At 69.8% G+C, this 17,919-nt stretch carries 20 protein-coding genes; 8 read left to right on the forward strand and 12 right to left on the reverse strand.

From position 1 onward, the window contains the following. Window positions 1-5: 5 nt before the first annotated feature. A complete protein-coding gene (locus tag AL346_RS09735; RefSeq protein WP_019400260.1) occupies window positions 6-533 on the reverse strand; it encodes a gamma-glutamylcyclotransferase in 528 nt (175 codons plus the stop codon). Between the two features lie 135 nt (window positions 534-668). On the opposite strand from AL346_RS09735, the gene AL346_RS09740 reads away from it, so the two are divergent. Then, the gene (locus tag AL346_RS09740) at window positions 669-1,751 is read left to right on the forward strand and encodes a DUF2125 domain-containing protein (RefSeq protein WP_019400261.1); all 1,083 of its coding nucleotides are present in this window, start codon (window positions 669-671) and stop codon (window positions 1,749-1,751) included. Window positions 1,752-1,763: 12 nt separating this feature from the next. On the opposite strand, the gene AL346_RS09745 is transcribed toward AL346_RS09740, so the two are convergent. Genes AL346_RS09745 through AL346_RS09755 form a run of 3 tightly spaced genes read right to left on the reverse strand, consistent with a single transcriptional unit; the run spans window position 1,764 to window position 4,721 of the window. Beyond that, entirely contained in the window at window positions 1,764-2,723 is a 960-nt protein-coding gene (locus AL346_RS09745; RefSeq protein WP_019400262.1) for a prephenate/arogenate dehydrogenase family protein, read from the reverse strand. Continuing rightward, window positions 2,716-3,828, reverse strand: coding sequence for a histidinol-phosphate transaminase (gene hisC, locus AL346_RS09750; protein WP_019400263.1), 1,113 nt, complete (start codon window positions 3,826-3,828; stop codon window positions 2,716-2,718). Before hisC ends, AL346_RS09745 begins: the two co-directional genes overlap by 8 nt. Window positions 3,829-3,842: 14 nt before the next feature. Further along, on the reverse strand, window positions 3,843-4,721 hold the full coding sequence (locus AL346_RS09755; protein ID WP_019400264.1) for a chorismate mutase: 879 nt from the start codon (window positions 4,719-4,721) through the stop codon (window positions 3,843-3,845). Window positions 4,722-5,254: 533 nt separating this feature from the next. Here AL346_RS09755 and AL346_RS09760 point away from each other — a divergent pair. Both AL346_RS09760 and metW read left to right on the forward strand, forming a co-directional pair. After that, the gene (locus tag AL346_RS09760) at window positions 5,255-6,424 is read left to right on the forward strand and encodes a homoserine O-acetyltransferase (RefSeq protein ID WP_026015534.1); all 1,170 of its coding nucleotides are present in this window, start codon (window positions 5,255-5,257) and stop codon (window positions 6,422-6,424) included. Between the two features lie 2 nt (window positions 6,425-6,426). Continuing rightward, window positions 6,427-7,062, forward strand: coding sequence for a methionine biosynthesis protein MetW (gene metW, locus AL346_RS09765; RefSeq protein WP_050996764.1), 636 nt, complete (start codon window positions 6,427-6,429; stop codon window positions 7,060-7,062). Between the two features lie 238 nt (window positions 7,063-7,300). Here metW and AL346_RS09770 read toward each other — a convergent pair whose 3' ends face one another. After that, on the reverse strand, window positions 7,301-8,182 hold the full coding sequence (locus tag AL346_RS09770) for a CoA ester lyase (protein ID WP_019404465.1): 882 nt from the start codon (window positions 8,180-8,182) through the stop codon (window positions 7,301-7,303). 110 nt (window positions 8,183-8,292) lie between these two features. On the opposite strand from AL346_RS09770, the gene AL346_RS09775 reads away from it, so the two are divergent. From AL346_RS09775 to AL346_RS09785, 3 genes are all read left to right on the forward strand, one after another. Beyond that, window positions 8,293-9,015 carry a DUF429 domain-containing protein gene (locus AL346_RS09775; protein ID WP_019404464.1) on the forward strand — a complete coding sequence of 241 codons (723 nt, stop codon included), beginning with the start codon at window positions 8,293-8,295 and terminating at the stop codon, window positions 9,013-9,015. Window positions 9,016-9,086: 71 nt separating this feature from the next. Then, window positions 9,087-10,052 carry a threonine/serine dehydratase gene (locus AL346_RS09780; RefSeq protein ID WP_019404463.1) on the forward strand — a complete coding sequence of 322 codons (966 nt, stop codon included), beginning with the start codon at window positions 9,087-9,089 and terminating at the stop codon, window positions 10,050-10,052. A 20-nt stretch (window positions 10,053-10,072) separates the two neighbouring features. Further along, the gene (locus tag AL346_RS09785; RefSeq protein WP_019404462.1) at window positions 10,073-10,759 is read left to right on the forward strand and encodes a carbonic anhydrase; all 687 of its coding nucleotides are present in this window, start codon (window positions 10,073-10,075) and stop codon (window positions 10,757-10,759) included. A 73-nt stretch (window positions 10,760-10,832) separates the two neighbouring features. Here AL346_RS09785 and AL346_RS09790 read toward each other — a convergent pair whose 3' ends face one another. Next, entirely contained in the window at window positions 10,833-11,867 is a 1,035-nt protein-coding gene (locus tag AL346_RS09790) for an aspartate-semialdehyde dehydrogenase (RefSeq protein WP_019404461.1), read from the reverse strand. Window positions 11,868-12,316: 449 nt separating this feature from the next. On the opposite strand from AL346_RS09790, the gene AL346_RS09795 reads away from it, so the two are divergent. After that, the gene (locus AL346_RS09795) at window positions 12,317-13,288 is read left to right on the forward strand and encodes a hypothetical protein (protein WP_019404460.1); all 972 of its coding nucleotides are present in this window, start codon (window positions 12,317-12,319) and stop codon (window positions 13,286-13,288) included. 126 nt (window positions 13,289-13,414) lie between these two features. Continuing rightward, complete coding sequence (locus AL346_RS09800) at window positions 13,415-13,714, forward strand: hypothetical protein (RefSeq protein ID WP_019404459.1); 300 nt, start codon at window positions 13,415-13,417, stop codon at window positions 13,712-13,714. Window positions 13,715-13,907: 193 nt separating this feature from the next. Here the strand turns inward: AL346_RS09800 and leuB are convergent, their stop codons facing one another. The 6 genes from leuB to AL346_RS09830 all read right to left on the reverse strand — a co-directional run bounded on the left by leuB (window position 13,908) and on the right by AL346_RS09830 (window position 17,907). After that, a complete protein-coding gene (gene leuB / locus AL346_RS09805; RefSeq protein ID WP_019404458.1) occupies window positions 13,908-15,020 on the reverse strand; it encodes a 3-isopropylmalate dehydrogenase in 1,113 nt (370 codons plus the stop codon). 103 nt (window positions 15,021-15,123) lie between these two features. Continuing rightward, window positions 15,124-15,519, reverse strand: coding sequence for a VOC family protein (locus AL346_RS09810; protein WP_019404457.1), 396 nt, complete (start codon window positions 15,517-15,519; stop codon window positions 15,124-15,126). Window positions 15,520-15,542: 23 nt separating this feature from the next. Next, complete coding sequence (locus tag AL346_RS09815; protein WP_019404456.1) at window positions 15,543-15,932, reverse strand: RidA family protein; 390 nt, start codon at window positions 15,930-15,932, stop codon at window positions 15,543-15,545. Window positions 15,933-15,961: 29 nt separating this feature from the next. Next, window positions 15,962-16,588 (reverse strand): LysE family translocator, encoded by a 627-nt coding sequence (locus AL346_RS09820; protein WP_026015532.1) that lies wholly within the window; start codon window positions 16,586-16,588, stop codon window positions 15,962-15,964. A gap of 185 nt (window positions 16,589-16,773) precedes the next feature. Beyond that, window positions 16,774-17,379, reverse strand: a complete 606-nt coding sequence (gene leuD / locus AL346_RS09825; RefSeq protein WP_019404454.1) for a 3-isopropylmalate dehydratase small subunit — start codon at window positions 17,377-17,379, stop codon at window positions 16,774-16,776. A 102-nt stretch (window positions 17,380-17,481) separates the two neighbouring features. Continuing rightward, window positions 17,482-17,907, reverse strand: a complete 426-nt coding sequence (locus AL346_RS09830) for a metallopeptidase family protein (protein ID WP_019404453.1) — start codon at window positions 17,905-17,907, stop codon at window positions 17,482-17,484. Window positions 17,908-17,919: the final 12 nt, after the last annotated feature.

The following is a 17,919-nucleotide window of genomic DNA, read 5'->3' on the forward strand; positions in this document are numbered from 1 at the left end:
TGGCGTCAGCGCAGCTGCGCCGCGAGCCAGGCGAGCGTCGCGTCGTGCACGTCGAGCGCCATGAGGTGCTCGTAGGTGTTCAGCACATATTCGGGATTGGGGCCCGACTGGCCCACCCCCTGGCGGACGATGGCGAGCAGCGCCTCGCGCGGCAGCTCCCCGGCATATTGGTGATGCCGGCGGTCCGCGACATAGGTGAGGGCGGTCACGTGCCTGCCGTCGTCGAGGCGCACGGGCAGGTGGCGCTCCAGATAGACGGCCGTCGCCTGCTCCCGAGCCCTCAGATAAGCGATCGTCTCCGCGACCTCCGGCCGCGGCACGCGGAAGGCCACCCCCTTGCAGGCGCCGCCGCGGTCGAGCCCGAGGACGAGGCCCGGCCGCTCCGGCGTGCCGCGATGGACGTGCGAATAGACGCACAGCGAGCGGCGGTAGCCGGCGAGCCGGGCGGGAAAGCGGTCGATGAAGGGAAAGCCGGGCCGCCACATCAGCGAGCCGTAGCCGAAGACCCACAGATCGCCTGATTCGTGGCCCATGCCCTTCCGTCTCGTCGATGAACCGTCTCGTCGATGACAGGCCGTTTCCGCCGACGCCGAAAGCTTGCCCGCGCCGCCGCTTGGCCGCAAGCCGGGTAACAGCTAGGAAGGGGCGGTGCAACAAGGGAGAGGGCGTTGAACGAAAGCGAACAGGTCGACAGCAGCGCGGCCGGCGTGCGCCGCAGCCGCTGGGGGCTCTATCTGCCGGTCGTGCTGCTGGCGCTGCTCGTCGCCGGCTGGTCCGTCTTCTGGTTCAGCGCGCGCGCCCGGGCCCTCGATACGGTCGAATTGTGGCTGGCGCGCGAGGTGGCCGAGGGGCGCCGCTGGTCCTGCCCGCAGCGCTCGGTCGGCGGCTTTCCCTTCCGCTTCGAGCTGCGTTGCGAGAACGCCACCTTCACGGGTGACACCGACATCGGCCCCGCCACGGGCGAGCTGAAGCGCTTCCTCGCGGTCTCGCAGGTCTATCGGCCGCAGCACGTCATCCTGGAGGTCGAGGGGCCGCTCGTGGCGCGCAGCGCGACCAACGATGCCAGCCTGACGCTCGACTGGCGCCGCTTCGATGCGAGCGTCGTCATCTCCAACGATCTGCCGGAGCGCGTCGCCGTGAGCGTCGCCGAGCCGACGCTCACGGTGAGCGCGCCCGATTCGCCCGGGGGCAGCTTCAAGGCGGAGGCCGTGGAGATCCATGCCCGGCGTACGCCCGAGCGCGCCGGCGCCTATGACCTGGCGCTCGACCTGCGCAAGGCGAGCGTGCCCGAGCTCGACGCACTCCTCGCGACCTCCGATGCGGCCGACATGACGCTGCGCGCAACGGTGACGGAAGCCGAGATGCTGGCCCGCGGTGCCACTCCGGCGCGGCTGGAGGCTTGGCGGGAGCGCGACGGCGCTGTCGAGCTGACGCGCCTTGCCCTCGTCAAGGGGCCGCAATCGCTGGAGGCGAGCGGCAGGCTCGGGATCGATGCCCTGCATCGGCCGGAGGGCACCGTCGATGCGTCGGTGGCCGGCCTCGAGGGGCTGCTCTCGCGCTTCGGCCTCGGCGGCAACGGGCTCGGCGGCCTCATCGCGGGCGGCCTCTCCGTGCTCGGCGGCGGCAGGGCCGGAGCCGAGGCTCCGGGCGCGGGCGCCCCGGGCATGACCAGGCTGCCGCCCATCCGGTTCACGGACGGACGGATCCTCCTCGGTCCCTTCCAGGTGGGCACGGTCTCGCCGCTGCGCTGAGCGGCGGGCCGGTCACTGCCCGTCGCCGTCTCCGCCTCGCCGGCGGCCGAAGTCCGGCTCGGCCGTCTCCTGGCCGACGGCGATGATGTTGCGGCGGATGGCGCGCGTGCGCGTGAAGAGATCGAACAGCGCCTGGCCGTCGCCCCAGCGGATGGCCCTCTGCAGCGCCGCGAGATCCTCGTTGAAGCGGCCGAGCATCTCGAGCACCGCCTCCTTGTTGTTGAGGAAGACGTCGCGCCACATGGTCGGGTCGGAGGCGGCGATGCGCGTGAAGTCGCGAAAACCGCCGGCCGAGAACTTGATCACCTCCGACTGGGTGACCTCCTCGAGGTCCGCCGCCGTGCCGACGATGTTGTAGGCGATGAGGTGCGGCACGTGGCTGGTGATGGCGAGCACCAGGTCGTGGTGCTGCGCCGTCATCACCTCGACATTGGAGCCGAGCGCGCGCCAGAAGCCGCGCACGGCGTTGACCGCCGCAGGATCGGCGTCGTCCGGCGGGGTCAGGATCGACCAGCGGTCGATGAACAGCGTCGCAAAGCCCGCGTCTGGGCCGGAATATTCCGTGCCCGCGACGGGATGAGCGGGGACGAGATGCACACCCGCCGGCATGTGCGGCGCGAGCTGGGCGAAGGCCGCGCCCTTGACCGAGCCGACGTCGGAGACGATGGCGCCGGGCTTGAGATGCGGCGCGATGGCCTCGGCGACGGCGCCATAGGCGCCGACCGGCACGCACAGCACGACGAGATCGGCCCCCGCTGCCGCTTCGGCGGCATCGGTGGTCGCGATATCGGCGAGGCCGAGCTCGCGCACGCGCACCGTCACCTCGGGCGAGGCATCGGCGGCGACGAGCGTGCCGGCGAGCTTCAGGTGGCATGCCGCCCGCGCGATCGAGGAGCCGATGAGGCCGAGGCCGATGAGGGTGATCCGCTCGAAGAGCGGCGTGTCGCGCGGCGGGCCGAGACGGTCAGGCATCGCCCCCTCGCAGGAAATCGGCGAGCGCCGCGACGACGAGGCGGTTGGCCTCGGCCGTGCCGATCGTCAGGCGCAGCGCGTTCGGCAGGCCATAGGCGCCGACCCCGCGCAGGATCAGCCCGCGGGCCGAGAGGAAGGCATCGGCCGCCCTGGCGCCGCGCTTCGCCTCGTCCGGGAAGTGGATGAGCAGGAAGTTGCCGACGCTCGGGGTGACGGAAAGGCCGAGCTTCTCGATCTCCCGCGTCAGCCAAGGCAGCCATTCCTCGTTGTGCGCCACGGAGGCCGCGATATGCGCGTCGTCGGCAAGCGCGGCGATGCCGGCCTCCAGCGCCGGGGCGCCGATGTTGAAGGGACCGCGGATGCGGTTGAGCGCATCGGCGACATGCGCCGGCATGTAGCCCCAGCCGAGGCGCAGGCCCGCAAGCCCGTAGATCTTCGAGAAGGTGCGCGTCATGACGACGTTCTCGCTCGTCGCCACCAGCTCGAGCCCGGAGGCATAGTCGTTGCGCCGCACATATTCGGCGTAAGCCGCGTCGAGCACCAGGAGCACGTGCGGCGGCAGCCCGGCGTGCAGGCGCTTGACCTCGTCGAAGGGGATATAGGTGCCCGTCGGGTTGTTGGGATTGGCGAGGAAGACGATCTTCGTCCGCTCGGTGACCCGCGCGAGCAGGGCATCGACATCGGTCGTCAGGTTCTTCTCCGGCGCCACCACCGGCGTGCCGCCGGCCGCCAGGATGGCGATACGGTAGACGAGGAAGCCGTGCTCGCTGAACAGGCCCTCGTCGCCCGGGCCGATATAGGCGTGGGTCAGGAGGCTGAGCAGCTCGTCCGAGCCGGCGCCGCAGACGATGCGGCCGGCGTCGAGGCCGTATTTGGCGGCGATCGTATGGCGCAGGCGCGTCGCCGATCCGTCCGGATAATAGGCGATGTGATCGGCAGCGGCATGGACGGCGGCAATCGCATGTGGGCTCGGGCCGAGCGGCGTCTCGTTGGAGGAGAGCTTGTAGACCTTCTCGACACCGGCCGCGGCGCTCTTGCCGGGAACATAGGCGTCGATGGTGAGCACGCCGGGACGAGGCTCGGGACGGGCCGTGACGATGGCCATTGCAATGGGCTCCGCTATCGGACGGGGGAGGAAGAGGCGCCGCCGCCCTGTGAGGGCGCCTCGGGAACGACGAACCGGGCAGCATGGCTGCCGATCTCGGCAAGATGCGCGCGCCCGGCACCGGCGCCGGTCAGCGCCTCTTCGAGGGCGGCAAGCGTCACCGTGCCGGGCATGGAGAGGAGAAGCGAGAGGCCGCCGGCGATGCCGGCCGAGCCGAGCACCTCGGCACCGAGGGCGGAAATGGCGGCAGGGACGGTGTCACGCCATCGCTCCACCCGCGCCGAGACGAGCACGATCTCGCGCACGGCGGCATCGGCCACCGGCTTCGACACGACGAAGACCGGGGTCGCCGCCGGATGGTCCGGCCGTTCGATGAAGGGCAGGCGCGCGATGACCTTGGGCGCGCCGGCCCCCGTGAGCCGCGCCCACCAGGCGCCCGAGGCGGTCCCCTGGTCGGGGCGGAAGATGCCGAGATCGCCCTTCGAGGCGGCGACGGCGGCGATCACCTCCGCGGCGCTCGCATGCGGCACGTAGGGCACCGTGAAGCCGAAGTGGAAGCGGGCGGAATCGCGCATCGGCGCATCGCCGCCGGAGATGTCGGCATGCACGCGGTAGGGCGCCTGCACATAGGTAAAAGTGGCGATGATGACGCGCAGGATGCTCTCGGCCGTGTCGAGCGGCAGGATGCCTTCGTGGCGCGCGGCCAGGCGGCGCATCATGTCCGCCTCGCGCCCGGGGCGGAAGGCGGAGCCCGATTCCGACGTCTTCTTGACCGCGATGAGCCGGTCGATGATCTCGCCGCGCTCCATGAGCAGGCGGTGCATCGCCTCGTCGATGCGGTCGATGTCCTGCCTGAGGGCGGCGAGGTCGACGTTTGGCAGGGTCCCCGACATGTTCCCATCCGCATGAGCTGCCGCCCCGCACGCCATCGCGGTCCGGCAAAGCCGGTCTTGTAGAACGCGGCGCGACGGAACGCAAAGAGATCGGTGCAAGATTGCCTGCTTGCGCATCGGCCCCTCACCCCAGCCCCCTCCTCCCAGGGGGCAGGGCAATCGTATATCCTGGGGGAGGCGCACTGATCCCTCCCCTCCAGGGGAGGGTGGATCGGTCCGCAGGACCGAGACGGGTGGGGTCAAGGCAGGGACGCTGTTCGCAATCTCAGCCGCGCGGCCCCCTCCGTCGCTGCTATCGCAGCGCCACCTCCCCCCTGCGGGGGAGGATCACGACCTCGATGCCCATATGCGATAGTCCTCTCCCCGCCCGCGGGGAGAAGGTGTCCGCGCAGCGGCCGGCTGAGGGGCCGTGACGCAACGCCCCATCCGCCTTTGCCGTTGACGAGCGGCCCTTTCGTTCATTAGGAAAATGGTTCGGTAAAACGAACGGAGCGCCGCTGGTCAGACGGCTCCGGAACGCGTCGGGTGAGGCGATGGTCCAAAGTGCAGTCGCACGCCAGCTGGGGGCTTCGCAGGTGGACGAGCCGGCGAGTCTCGTCGCCCGCTTCGGGCCGGACAGGCCGCTCGTCATGGACTGCGGCGTCGACCTGGCGCCGTGGCAGATCGCCTATCAGACCTACGGCGAGCTCAATGCGGCGCGCTCGAACGCGGTGCTCGTCTGCCATGCCCTGACGGGCGACCAGCACGTCGCCAACCTTCACCCCGTCACGGGCAAGCCGGGCTGGTGGGAAACGATGGTCGGGCCCGGCCGGCCCATCGACACCGACCGCTTCTTCGTCATCTGCGCCAATGTCATCGGCGGCTGCATGGGCACCACGGGGCCGGCCTCGCTGAACCCGGCGACGGGCAGGCCCTGGGGCATCGACTTTCCCGTCGTCACCATCCGCGACATGGTCCGCGCCCAGGCCATGCTGGTCGATCACCTCGGCATCGACAGCCTGTTCTGCGTGGCCGGCGGCTCCATGGGCGGCATGCAGGTGCTGCAATGGGCGGCGAGCTATCCCGAGCGCGTCTTCTCGGCCATGCCCATCGCCGCCGCCGCCATCCATTCGGCCCAGAACATCGCCTTCCACGAGGTCGGCCGCCAGGCGGTCATGGCCGATCCCGACTGGCGCCACGGCCGCTATCTGGAGGAGGGCGTCAAGCCCGCCAAGGGCCTCGCCGTGGCGCGCATGGGCGCGCACATCACCTATCTCTCGGAGAAGGCGCTGCATCGCAAGTTCGGCCGGCGCCTGCAGGATAGGGAGGCACCGACCTTCTCCTTCGATGCCGATTTCCAGGTGGAGAGCTATCTGCGCTACCAGGGCGAGGCCTTCGTCGAGCGCTTCGACGCCAACAGCTATCTCTACGTGACGCGGGCGATGGACTATTTCGACCTCGCCGCCGATCACGGTGGCGTGTTGGCCAATGCCTTCCGCGGCACGAAGACGCGCTTCTGCGTCGCCTCCTTCACCTCGGACTGGCTGTTCCCCACCTCCGGCTCGCGGGCCGTGGTCCATGCGCTCAATGCGGCGGGGGCCTCCGTCAGCTTCGTCGAGATCGAGAGCGACAAGGGACATGACGCCTTCCTGCTCGACGAGCCGGAACTCTTCGCCACCACCGGCGGCTTCCTCGCCGCCGCGGCGCGCTCTCGGGGCCTGTGACCATGGACGCGACGACGGCCTTCCCGGATCATCTGCCGGTCCGCTCCGACCACCGGCTCGTCGCCGACATGGTCGAGCCGGGCGCGCGGGTGCTCGATGTCGGCTGCGGCGACGGGGCGCTGCTCGCGCTCCTCATGCGCGAGCGCGGCGTCGACGGGCGCGGCATCGAGATCTCGCGCGAGGGGGTCAGCCAGAGCGTGGCGCGCGGCCTCTCCGTCATCCAGGGCGACGCCGACGCCGACCTCGCCGACTACCCGGACGATTCCTTCGACTACGTCATCCTGTCCCAGACCATCCAGGCGACGCGCCAGCCGCGGCAGGTGCTGGAGCACATGCTGCGCATCGGCCGCCGGGCCATCGTCTCCTTCCCCAATTTCGGCCACTGGCGCATCCGCCTCGAACTCGGCCTCAAGGGCCGCATGCCGGTGACGGAGAAACTGCCCTATTCCTGGTACGACACGCCCAACATCCACTTCTGCACGATCCGCGACTTCGTGGCGCTGTGCGACGAGGTGGGCGCGCAGATGGAGCGGGCCGTGGCGCTCAACGCCAGCGGCGAGCCGGTGCGCGTCAGCGTGCCCTGGTGGGTGTGGAACCTCTTCGGCGAGAACGGCGTGTTCCTGCTGCGCCGGCGGTGAGTATGCACTGAGGCACGCCTCTGATCCCTCACATGCGCAAGTCGGGTGTTCCCGACTTGCGCATGTGAGCGCGGAACTCGAGCAAGCCCGAGTTCCGCGGAGGGTGGATCGGTCCGCAGGACCGAGACGGGTGGGGTCAAGACTGGGAAGGGCGTTCACAGTCTGAGCCGCGCGGCCCCCTCCGTCGCTGCTAGGCAGCGCCACCTCCCCCGTGCGGGGGAGGATCTGGCGGCTCACGTCACCCCCGCACTGCGATCGCTTCGGCGAGGCCCACCGTGCGCCGCGCCATCTCCGCGTGCAGGCGCTCGACCATGCGCCCGTCGAGGTTGACGGCGCCCTTGCCGGCGTTCTCGGGTGCATCGAAGGTCGCGATGATGGCGCGCGCGCGCGCCACCTCGGCCTCGTCGGGCGCGAAGGCGGCATTGGCCGCCGCGATCTGGCCCGGATGGATCAGCGTCTTGCCGTCGAAACCCATGTCGCGCCCTTCGGCACATTCGGCCGCGAATCCCTCCGCATCGGAGAGATTGTTGTAGACGCCGTCGAGGATCGAGAGCCCGTGCGCGCGCGCCGCCGCAAGGCTGGTCGCGAGCCAGGGCAGCATGGGCGCCCGGCCGGGCACCAGCCGCGCCCCCGTCTCCTTGGCGAGATCGTTGGTGCCCATCACGAAGCATTCGAGGCGCGTCGCCTGGTCGGCGGCCGCCGCGGCGATCTGCGCGATGTTGAGGATGGCGAGCGGCGTCTCCACCATCGCCCAGATGCGGATCTTGTGCGGGGCGCCCGCTGTCGCCAGCCGGCGGCCGACCGTGGCGAGCACCGCCGGGGTCGACACCTTGGGCAGGAGGATGGCATCGGGCACGCAGGCGATGGCGGCGGCCAGGTCCTCCTCGCCCCACGGCGTGTCGAGGCCGTTGACGCGCACGATCACCTCGCGCGGGCCGAAGCCGCCGGCCGTGACGGCTGCCGACACCTGGGCCCGCGCCGTCTCCTTCGCATCCGGCGCCACGGCATCCTCGAGGTCGAGGATGACGACGTCGGCCGGCAGGCTGCGCGCCTTCTCGAGGGCGCGGGCGTTCGAGCCGGGCATGTAGAGCGCGCTGCGGCGCGGGCGGATCTCGGTCATGGGCGGGAATGCTCCTTTTCGCGCTGCAGCATAACGCCTCGACGCCGCCGCGCCACTCATGCAAAAGGTGAATGCTGCCTGTGGACAGGCGGGGGTGCGGAGAACGCGGCATGTGGCTGGCGGGGGTCGACGGTTGTCCGGCCGGATGGGTTGCGGCGCTGGCGCGGGCCGTCGAACCCTTCGCGGCCCGCCTCCTCGTCGTGCCGCGCCTCGAGGATCTCTTCGGCCTCGCGGAGGTGCCGGCCATCGTGGCCGTCGACATGCCCATCGGCCTGCCGGAGCGCGTCGGCCATGGCGGACGCGGCCCCGAGGCGCTGGTGCGGCCGCTCCTCGGCGGGCGCCAGTCGAGCGTCTTTTCCGTGCCGTCCCGCGCGGCCGTCCATGCCGGTGACTACGCTGCGGCCTGCGCCGCCGCGCTCGCGACCTCCGATCCGCCGCGGCGGGTGTCGAAACAATGCTTCCATCTCTTTCCGAAGATCCGAGAGCTCGACGCGCTGCTGCGCGGCCGGCCGGATCTCGCCGGCCGGGTGTTCGAGGCCCATCCCGAGGTCGCCTTCTGGCGCCTCAACGGCGAACGGGCGCTCGCCCAGCCCAAGAAGGTCAAGGGCCGCCCCTGGCCGGCGGGCCTCGCCCTTCGTGAACGCCTCCTGCGCGCCGCCGGCTTCGGCGACGGCGCGTTCGGCCTGCGCCCGCGCGGTACGGGCCCGGACGACGTGCTCGACGCCCTCGCCAATCTCACCGTCGCCCTGCGGATCGCCCGTGGCGAAGCCCGCAGCTTCCCCGATCCGCCGGGCCGTGACGAGGCGAATTTACCAGTCGCCATCTGGACATAAGACAATCCGCGGAGGGTTGGAGGCGCCGCTTCCTGCCGCTATGGTCCGCGCGACCACCGAGGAGATATTCCATGCACGGCACCCTGGCCGATGGCCCGCTCTCGCGCGCGACGATCGAGGCGGCCCATGAGCGTATCCGCCCGCATATCCGCCGCACGCCCGTCATCGACCTCGCCGCCGGCGACCTCGGGCTCGACGTCCCCGTCAATATCAAGCTGGAGCTCCTCCAGCACGCCGGCTCCTTCAAGCCGCGCGGCGCCTTCAACACGCTCCTGTCGCTGCCCGTGCCGGCGGCGGGCGTTGCCGCCGCCTCGGGCGGCAATCATGGCGCGGCGGTGGCTTATGCCGCGATGGAGCTCGGCGTGAAGGCGCGCATCTTCGTGCCCGAGATCTCGAGCGCCCCGAAGATCGCGGCGATCCGCGCCTTCGGCGCCGACATCGTCATCGGCGGCGCCCGCTATGCCGACGCCCAGGACGCCTGCGACAGCTACGTCGCCGACAGCGGGGCGCTGCGCATCCACCCCTTCTCCGCGGCCGAGACGATCGCCGGCCAGGGCACTGTCGGCCGCGAGTGGGAAGAGCATGTGCCGGATCTCGACACGGTTCTCGTCGCCGTCGGCGGCGGTGGGCTCATCGCCGGCATCGCCTCCTGGTGGCACGGCAGCAAGGTCAAGGTCGTCGGGGTGGAGCCGGAGGGCTCATGTGCGCTGCACGCGGCGCTCGCAGCCGGTGCGCCCGTCGACGTGCCGGTCGAATCGGTGGCGGCCGATTCGCTTGGCGCCCGCAACGTCGGGCCGCTCGTTCACGGCATCTCGGAGCGCGCGGTCGAGCGCGTCGTGCTCGTGCCCGACGAGGCGATCGTCGAGGCGCAGCGCCGGCTCTGGCGCGGCCTCAGGATCGCGGCCGAGCCGGGCGGGGCGACGGCGCTCGCCGCCCTCATCGCCGGCGCCTATGTGCCGGCCCCCGGCGAGCGGCTCGGCATCCTCGCCTGCGGCAGCAACGTCGATCTCGCAACCCTTGCGGCACTTACCGCGTGACATCGAAGGAGGACCGGCACATGGCAAGCGCCCAGTTCCCGCAACGGCTGACCGACGGCTACACGTCCTTTGTCAACGAGCGCCTGCCGCGCGAGCGTGATCGCTTCGAGCATCTCGCCGAGAAGGGTCAGCGGCCGGAGATCATGATCATCGGCTGCTGCGACTCGCGCGTCTCGCCTGAGGTCATCTTCGACGCCGCGCCGGGCGAGATGTTCGTCGTGCGCAACGTCGCCAACCTCGTGCCGCCCTACGAGCCGGACAAGGTCTCCCACCACGGCACCAGCGCGGCGCTGGAATTCGCCGTCCAGGCGCTGAAGGTGAAGCACATCGTCGTCCTGGGCCACGCCCATTGTGGCGGCATTCGCGCCTTCGCCGGCGAATCCGAGCCGCTCTCGCCCGGCGACTTCATCGGCAAGTGGATGGATCTCATCGCCCCGGCGGCGGAGCGCCTCGGCCCGCGTCGCGATGGCGACACCGAGACGGACTATCTGCGCAAGCTCGAATATGCGGCCATTGAGAACAGCCTCGCCAACCTCATGACCTTCCCCTGCGTGCGCATTCTCGTGGAGAAGGGGCGGCTGGCGCTGCATGGCGCCTTCTTCGGCGTCGCCACGGGCCATCTGCTCGTGCGCGACCCTGCGACGGGCGCCTTCGCACCGGTGATCGCGGACCTGCCGGGGCGGGTGTCGGCGATCGGCTGCACATAGCGAGGCAGTCGGCAATCGGGAGTAGGCAGTCGGATGACAGCGACTGCCGATTGCCAATTCCCGACTGCCTTCTTCAGGCCGCCTTCTTCTTGGCCGTGATCAGCTTGCGGTTGGCGAGGCATTCGGCGATCTGCACCGCGTTGAGGGCCGCGCCCTTGCGCAGGTTGTCGGAGACGATCCACATGGCGAGGCCGTTCTCCACCGTGCCATCCTCGCGGATGCGGCTGATGTAGGTGGCGTCCTCGCCCGCCGCTTCGTGCGGCGTCATGTAGCCGCCGGGCTCGCGCTTGTCGACGACGAGGCAGCCGGGGGCCGAGCGCAGGATGTCGCGCGCCTCGTCCGCCGTGATCGGCTTCTCGAACTCGATGTTCACGGCCTCCGAATGGCCGATGAAGACCGGCACGCGCACGCAGGTGGCGGTGAGCTTGATCTTCGGGTCGAGGATCTTCTTCGTCTCGGCCGTCATCTTCCACTCTTCCTTCGTGAACCCGTCCTCCATGAACACGTCGATATGGGGGATGAGGTTGAAGGCGATGCGCTTGGTGAACTTGTTGTTCTTCACCTCGCCGGCCGAGAAGATGGCGCGCGTCTGGTCGAAGAGCTCGTCCATGCCCTCCTTGCCGGCGCCGGAGACCGACTGGTAGGTCGACACGACGACGCGCTTGATGCCGGCGGCATCGTGCAGCGGCTTCAGCGCCACCACGAGCTGCGCCGTCGAGCAGTTCGGATTGGCGATGATGTTGCGCTTGGTGAAGCCCGCGACGGCGTCGGCATTCACCTCGGGCACGATCAGCGGCACGTCGGCGTCGTAGCGGAAGGCCGAGGAATTATCGATGACTACGACGCCCTGGGCGCCGATCTTCGGCGCCCATTCGCGCGCCACGTCGCCGCCGGCCGACATCAGGCAGATGTCGACGTCGGAGAAGTCGTAGGTCGCGAGGTCCTTCACCTTCAGCGTCTTGTCGCCGTAGGAGACCTCCTGCCCGATGCTGCGGCGCGAGGCGAGCGGCACGACCTCGTCGGCCGGAAAGGCGCGCTCGGCCAGGATGTCGAGCATCTCCCGGCCCACATTGCCTGTGGCGCCGACGACAGCGACCTTGAAACCCATCACGTTGTCTCCTCGAACTTCTCGCGTCTCCCCCTCGGGCGTCGTGCGCCGTCTCGGGCGCCTCCTCTCGCCCCGTGGGGAGAGGACCGGGGGGACGAGCGGACTGTCAGCCGGCCGTTTTGGCCGTCAGCGTGGCTTTCGTTTTCGTCAGCGTGCTGAGCGCAAGCGGCGAAGCCATGGAAAGTCCGTCGGTTCCAGTCGCGGCCGAACGAGAGCGAGCCGCACCCGTCTCTGCACCACGGCGGGCGTGTTCTGTCAAGCGCGACGTGGATGCACGGAGCGGCCGGTGTGGCCCGTTAACGTTACCGCAGGACCCTGCCCGGCAACGGGTCGTTGACTCTCCTTGGAGATCGCCGCGCGGCGGTAACCGATGGTCAGGCATATGCGGCGAGCCTTGTCCGCTACGACACCGGAAAACCTTCGGCAACAGAAGGGCAGGGAGCGTGTCCATGAAGCGATATCACCAGGGCCGTGCGGCGGGGCCGCCCATGCCGCACCTGTCGCCGGGCGACAGGCTCTACGAGGAATTGGACCGGCCGGTGCGCCGGCGGCCGCGGCGTAGCGCCGCGGCGCGGCTGCAGCGCACGCTCCTGTCCGGGCTGTTCGTCGTCGCCCTTGCCGGCGGCGCCTATGTCCTTCAGGCCGCGAAGGGGCCTGAGGGCGCCGGAGCCGGTGACGCGCAGGCGGACGTCAGGCTCGCGGAGGATGCAGCGGTGCCGGCGACGCCCGGCCTCGACGCCGCCGTGGCGCGCCCCATCTGGATCCGCGCGAGCGCGCCCGTGCCCGTGTTCTCGCTCGCGGCCTCGGGCATCGGCCCCGGCTTCGGCGACAGGGAACGCAGCTACGAGGCCCAGCATCACGGCCTCGGCGGGCAGGAGGATATTATCGGCATCGGGCGTTTCGCGACGCCGGGCCCGCATCTGCGCCTGTCGGTCTATCGGCCGGGCGGGGAGGCGGGCACTCCGTCCAGCTTCTTCGTCGACATGGTGCGGGCCGCTTCGGAGGCGGGGCTCGCCGTCTCCCGCACGTCGGTGCCGCGTGGCGTCACGACGAAGTTCGGCACCATGGAGGTTGCGGAAGCGCAGCTGGTCGGCCAGGGCGTCGTGCGCAGCTGCTCCGCCTTTCGCCTGCTGCACGATGCACCAGCCCTGCGCCTCAGCGGCTGGGTCTGCGGCGCCGATGACACGCCGCGCGCCGACGCCGCCCTGCGCTGCGTCATCGACGGCCTCGAGCCGGCCGCCTCGCTCGACGACGGAGGCCTGAAGGCTCTGTTCCATGCGGCAAGGCCGGCCGCCACCTGCGGCGCTGCGCCGCGGGTGGCGGAGGAGGCGCCGGCGGCCGACGGTATCGCGGAACTGCTCGCGACCTCGGCCGACGTGCCCTTGCCGCCGGTCCGGCCGGCCTCCTTCGGGCGCACGTGAGCCGCCCGTCACCGCAAGTTGAGCGCCGGGAAGGGTCTGTGCCGGTCGGCGGCGGCGCCCTTCACGGCCCGTTATGCTATTCTGTGGCTAGTGGCCGGGCCGATATGGCAAGCGAGGGTCAGCACCATGCGTCATCTCACCATCATCCTGTCGGCCGCTGCCATGGCGGCTTCCTGTCTCGCCGTTGCCGGTGAGGCCTACGCCCAGAGCCGCGTGCGCACCATCACGGTGACGCCGCGCAGCTATCTCGATCCCGGCAACGTCGTGCCCGTCGGATCGATGTCGAACTATGTGCTCTCCGGTCAGAGCTATTCCCCGCCCGTCTATGCCAACGTGCAGGAGAAGTTCGGATCCACCGTGCTGCCCCCGCGCATCGGCGGCGGTCGCAATCCCTTCGGCGCGATCGACTTCCAGGCGCCGCGCTGAGGGTGATGGGTGGATTTCGTCATGCCCGCGCTTGTCGCGGGCATCCACGCCTTGAATTCTCAAGCAAGATCGACGGCATAGATGGTCGGGACAAGCCCGGCCATGACGCACGCAAGTCCTTGCCGCTGAGATAGAGACAACGAAAAAGCCCGGCCGGACGGCCGGGCTTCGTCGTTGCAGGCTGCGTCCGGGCTCAGCCGGTGAGCTTTTCCATTTCCTTGACGATGGCGTCGCCCACCTCGTCCGTGCCCGCGGCATTGACGCCCGGCCCGGCGATGTCCTTCGTGCGCAGGCCGCCGTCGAGGACGTTGGCGACGGCCTTCTCCAGCATGTCCGCCTCCTTCACGAGGCTGAAGGAATAGCGCAGCGCCATGGCGAAGGAGCCGATCATGGCGATCGGGTTGGCAAGGCCCCTGCCGGCGATATCGGGGGCCGAGCCGTGCACGGGCTCGTAGAGTGCCTTGCGCTTGCCGGTCGCGGGATCCTCGGCGCCGAGCGAGGCCGACGGCAGCATGCCGAGCGAGCCGGTCAGCATGGCCGCCACATCGGACAGGATGTCGCCGAACAGGTTGTCGGTGACGATGACGTCGTACTGCTTCGGGTTGCGCACCAGCTGCATGCCGCAGTTGTCGGCGAGCACGTGCTCCAGCTCCACGCCCGGATACTCGTTCTTGTGGACGCGGGTGACGACCTCGTTCCACAGCACGCCGGTGCGCATCACGTTGCGCTTCTCGGCCGAGGAGACCTTGTTGCGGCGCACCTTGGCGAGCTCGAAGGCGACGCGGGCGATGCGCTCGATCTCATGGGTCGTGTAGAGCTGCGTGTCGACGGCGCGCTTCTCGCCGCTCTCCAGCGTCACGATCTCCTTCGGCTCGCCGAAATAGACGCCGCCGGTGAGCTCGCGCACGATGACGATGTCGAGCCCCTCGACCAGCTCGCGCTTCAACGACGAGGCATCGGCCAGGGCCGGATAGCAGATGGCCGGGCGCAGGTTGGCGAACAGGCCGAGCTCCTTGCGCAGGCGCAGGAGGCCCGCCTCGGGGCGGTGCTCGTAGGCCACCTTGTCCCAGTTCGGCCCGCCGACGGCGCCGAAGAGCACGGCGTCGGCCGCCTGCGCGCGGTCCATGGCCGCATCGGTGATGGCGACGCCATGTGCATCGTAGGCGCAGCCGCCGACGAGGTCCTTCTCCGTCTCGAAACGGGCGATGCCGGTCTTCGTGAACCAGCCGACGAGTTTCTCGACCTCGGCCATGACCTCGGGGCCGATGCCGTCGCCGGGGAGGAGAAGGAGATTGTAGGACGCCATGATGCCCTCGTGTTGCGCGGAATAAGATGGTCGCGCAGCCTTTTGCTGCGCGGGTGCGGGTTTGGCAAGGCGTTCCGGCGCATGGCTCGCGCCGGATGCCCGCTCAGCGATAGCGGCCGTGGCGCTCGAGCACCTCGATCTTGTAGCCGTCCGGATCGGTGACGAAGAAGAAGCGCGCCATCAGCGCCCCGTCGCGGAAGAACTCCTTGATCGGCTGGGGAGCGAGGCCGGCATCGGTGAAGCGGGCGTGCTCGGCGTCGAGATCCTCGACCGCGACGGCGAGGTGGCCGTAGCCGTCCCCGAGCGCATAGGGCTCGCTGCGGCCGTGGTTGACGGTGAGCTCGACCTCGAAATCGGCCTCGGCGTTGCGCAGGTAGACGAGCGTGAAGCCGTCGAAGACGAAGCGGTCGGCGATCTTGAGGCCGAAGGCCGTCTCGTAGAAGGCGACCGAGCGCGCCTCGTCGAGCACGCGGATCATGGTGTGGATGGCTTTGGCCACGGGCGAGGGGCTCCGTTTCGCGGTCAGACGCGGCGCTTCAGCGCCGTCACCTCGATCTCGACCTTCATCTCGGGCTTCAGGAGGCCGGCGACGACGAGGAGCGTCGCGGCCGGTCGCACCTCGGCCAGCACCTCGCCGCAGACGGTGAGCAGCGGCTCGGCATGGGCCACGTCGGTGACGTAATAGGTGGCGCGCACGATGTCGGCGAGCGAGAAGCCGGCCTCCTCCAGCGTGCGCGCGATGGTCGTCCAGCAATTGCGCGCCTGCGCGGCCGCATCCTCCGGCATCGCCATCGTCGCGTAGTCGTAGCCGGTCGTGCCGGCGACGAAGGCGAAGGGCCCGTCGATCACGGCACGCGAATAGCCGTAGGCCCTCTCGAAAGGTGAGCCGGTGGAGATCAGCTGCCGCGTCATCCGGATGGTCCTCTCGTATCGGGGTTGGGTCAGGCGGTGGGCCGCCGGGTCAGCGCCAGCATGACGCCGAAACCGATCATCAGGCTGCCGCTGACGCGGTTGAAGAGCCTCAGCGTCCGCTGCCCGCGCGTCAGGGAGCGCAGGCGCCCGCCGAAGGCGGCATAGGCGGCGATGGCGACGACCTCGAGCGCGATGAAGGTCGCGCCCATGACGAGGAAATTCAGCGCATAATGGCCGCCGTCGAGGAACTGCGGGAAGAAGGCGGTGAAGACGAGGATCGCCTTCGGGTTGCCGGCGGCCACCCAGAATTCCTGCAGCGCCAGCCGGCCGAGGGGTGTGCGCGCGCTCGTCTCGAGCGCCGTGAGCTCGGGAGCGCCGGCGCGCAGCAGGCGGAAGCCGAGATAGACGAGATAGGCCGCGCCCGCCCATTTGACGACGCTGAACAGCATCTCCGACGTCGCCAGCACCGCGCCGAGGCCGAGCGCGGCGATGACGATCATGATGGCGAAGGCGACGAGCCGCCCGCCGGCCGCGGCGGTGGCGCGCCAGACCCCCTCGCGTGCCCCGTTCGTCAGCGACAGGAGGTTGTTCGGCCCGAAGGCCATGTTGATGGCGAAGCAGGCCGGCAGGAAGACGAGGTAGGTGTCGAGGCTCATGCCGTCCATCTCCGCCGTTCGTCGAGTGATGGTGCAGGAAGGTTCACGCGCTGGGCCCACCGCGAACCCTTCCCCGCTTGCGGGGAGAGGGCAGGGTGAGGGGGGAAGGGTGCCGCTCAGGCCGCGGCGCGGCCTCGCTTCCGCTGCCGCTGCCCCTCAATTCGCTGCCGCTCGCCCCATCCCTCTCAGAGCCAGGGATGCGAGGTCGCCGTCTTCGTCTCGTAGGCCTCGATGCTCGGGGCCTTCTCCATGGTGAGCCCGATGTCGTCGAGCCCGTTGAGCAGGCAGTGCTTGCGGAAGGCGTCGATCTCGAAGCTGACCTTGCCCCCGTCCGGCCCGCGGATCTCCTGCGCCTCGAGGTCGATGGTCAGCGTCGCGTTGGCGCCGCGGCGGGCGTCGTCCATCAGCTTGTCGAGGTCTTCCGGCGACACCGTGATGGGCAGGATGCCGTTCTTGAAGCAGTTGTTGTAGAAGATGTCGGCGAACGAGGTGGAGATCACGCAGCGGATGCCGAAGTCGAGCAGGGCCCACGGCGCATGCTCGCGCGAGGAGCCGCAGCCGAAATTGTCGCCCGCGACGAGGACCTGCGCCTTGCGGTAGGCCGGCTTGTTGAGCACGAAATCGGCGTTCTCCGAGCCGTCCTCGTTGTAGCGCATCTCGGCGAACAGGCCCTTGCCGAGGCCGGTGCGCTTGATGGTCTTCAGATATTGCTTCGGGATGATCATGTCGGTGTCGACATTGACGATCTCGAGCGGCGCGGCGACGCCCGTCAGGGTGGTGAACTTCTCCATCTTCGCTCTTCCGTCCGTCTGCGGCCGCCGCGGCGACCTATATTGCCGAATGTCATATCAAAGCCGGCCTGGCGCGCCTAGCGCAGCCGGCGACCGCGCCGGTCACCCCGCCGCGGCCTCGATCGCTTCCATATCCTCGTCCGAGAGGCCGAAGTGGTGGCCGATCTCGTGCACGAGGACATGCGTGACGAGGGAGCCGAGCGTCTCCTCGTGCTCGGCCCAGTAGTCGAGGATCGGCCGGCGGTAGAGGAAAACCATGTTGGGCATCTGCCCCGACATCGGCACCGCGCCCTGCTGGGCGAGGCCGTAGCCGCGGAAGAGGCCGAGGAGGTCGAACGGGCTCTCGCAGCCCATCTCCTCCATGGTCTCCTCGTCCGGGAAATCCTCCACGCGGATGAGGACGCCGTCGCACAGGCGGCGGAAATCCTCCGGCAGGGCGTCGAAGGCCGCCTGGGCGAGATCCTCGAAGGTCCCGATGTCCGGCGCCGTCAGGGCGCGAAGGTGGTCCGTGTCCCGGCTCGTGCTCATGGGCCCCGTTTC

The organism is Chelatococcus sp. CO-6 (assembly GCF_001271345.1).
Classification (GTDB): domain Bacteria; phylum Pseudomonadota; class Alphaproteobacteria; order Rhizobiales; family Beijerinckiaceae; genus Chelatococcus_A; species Chelatococcus_A caeni.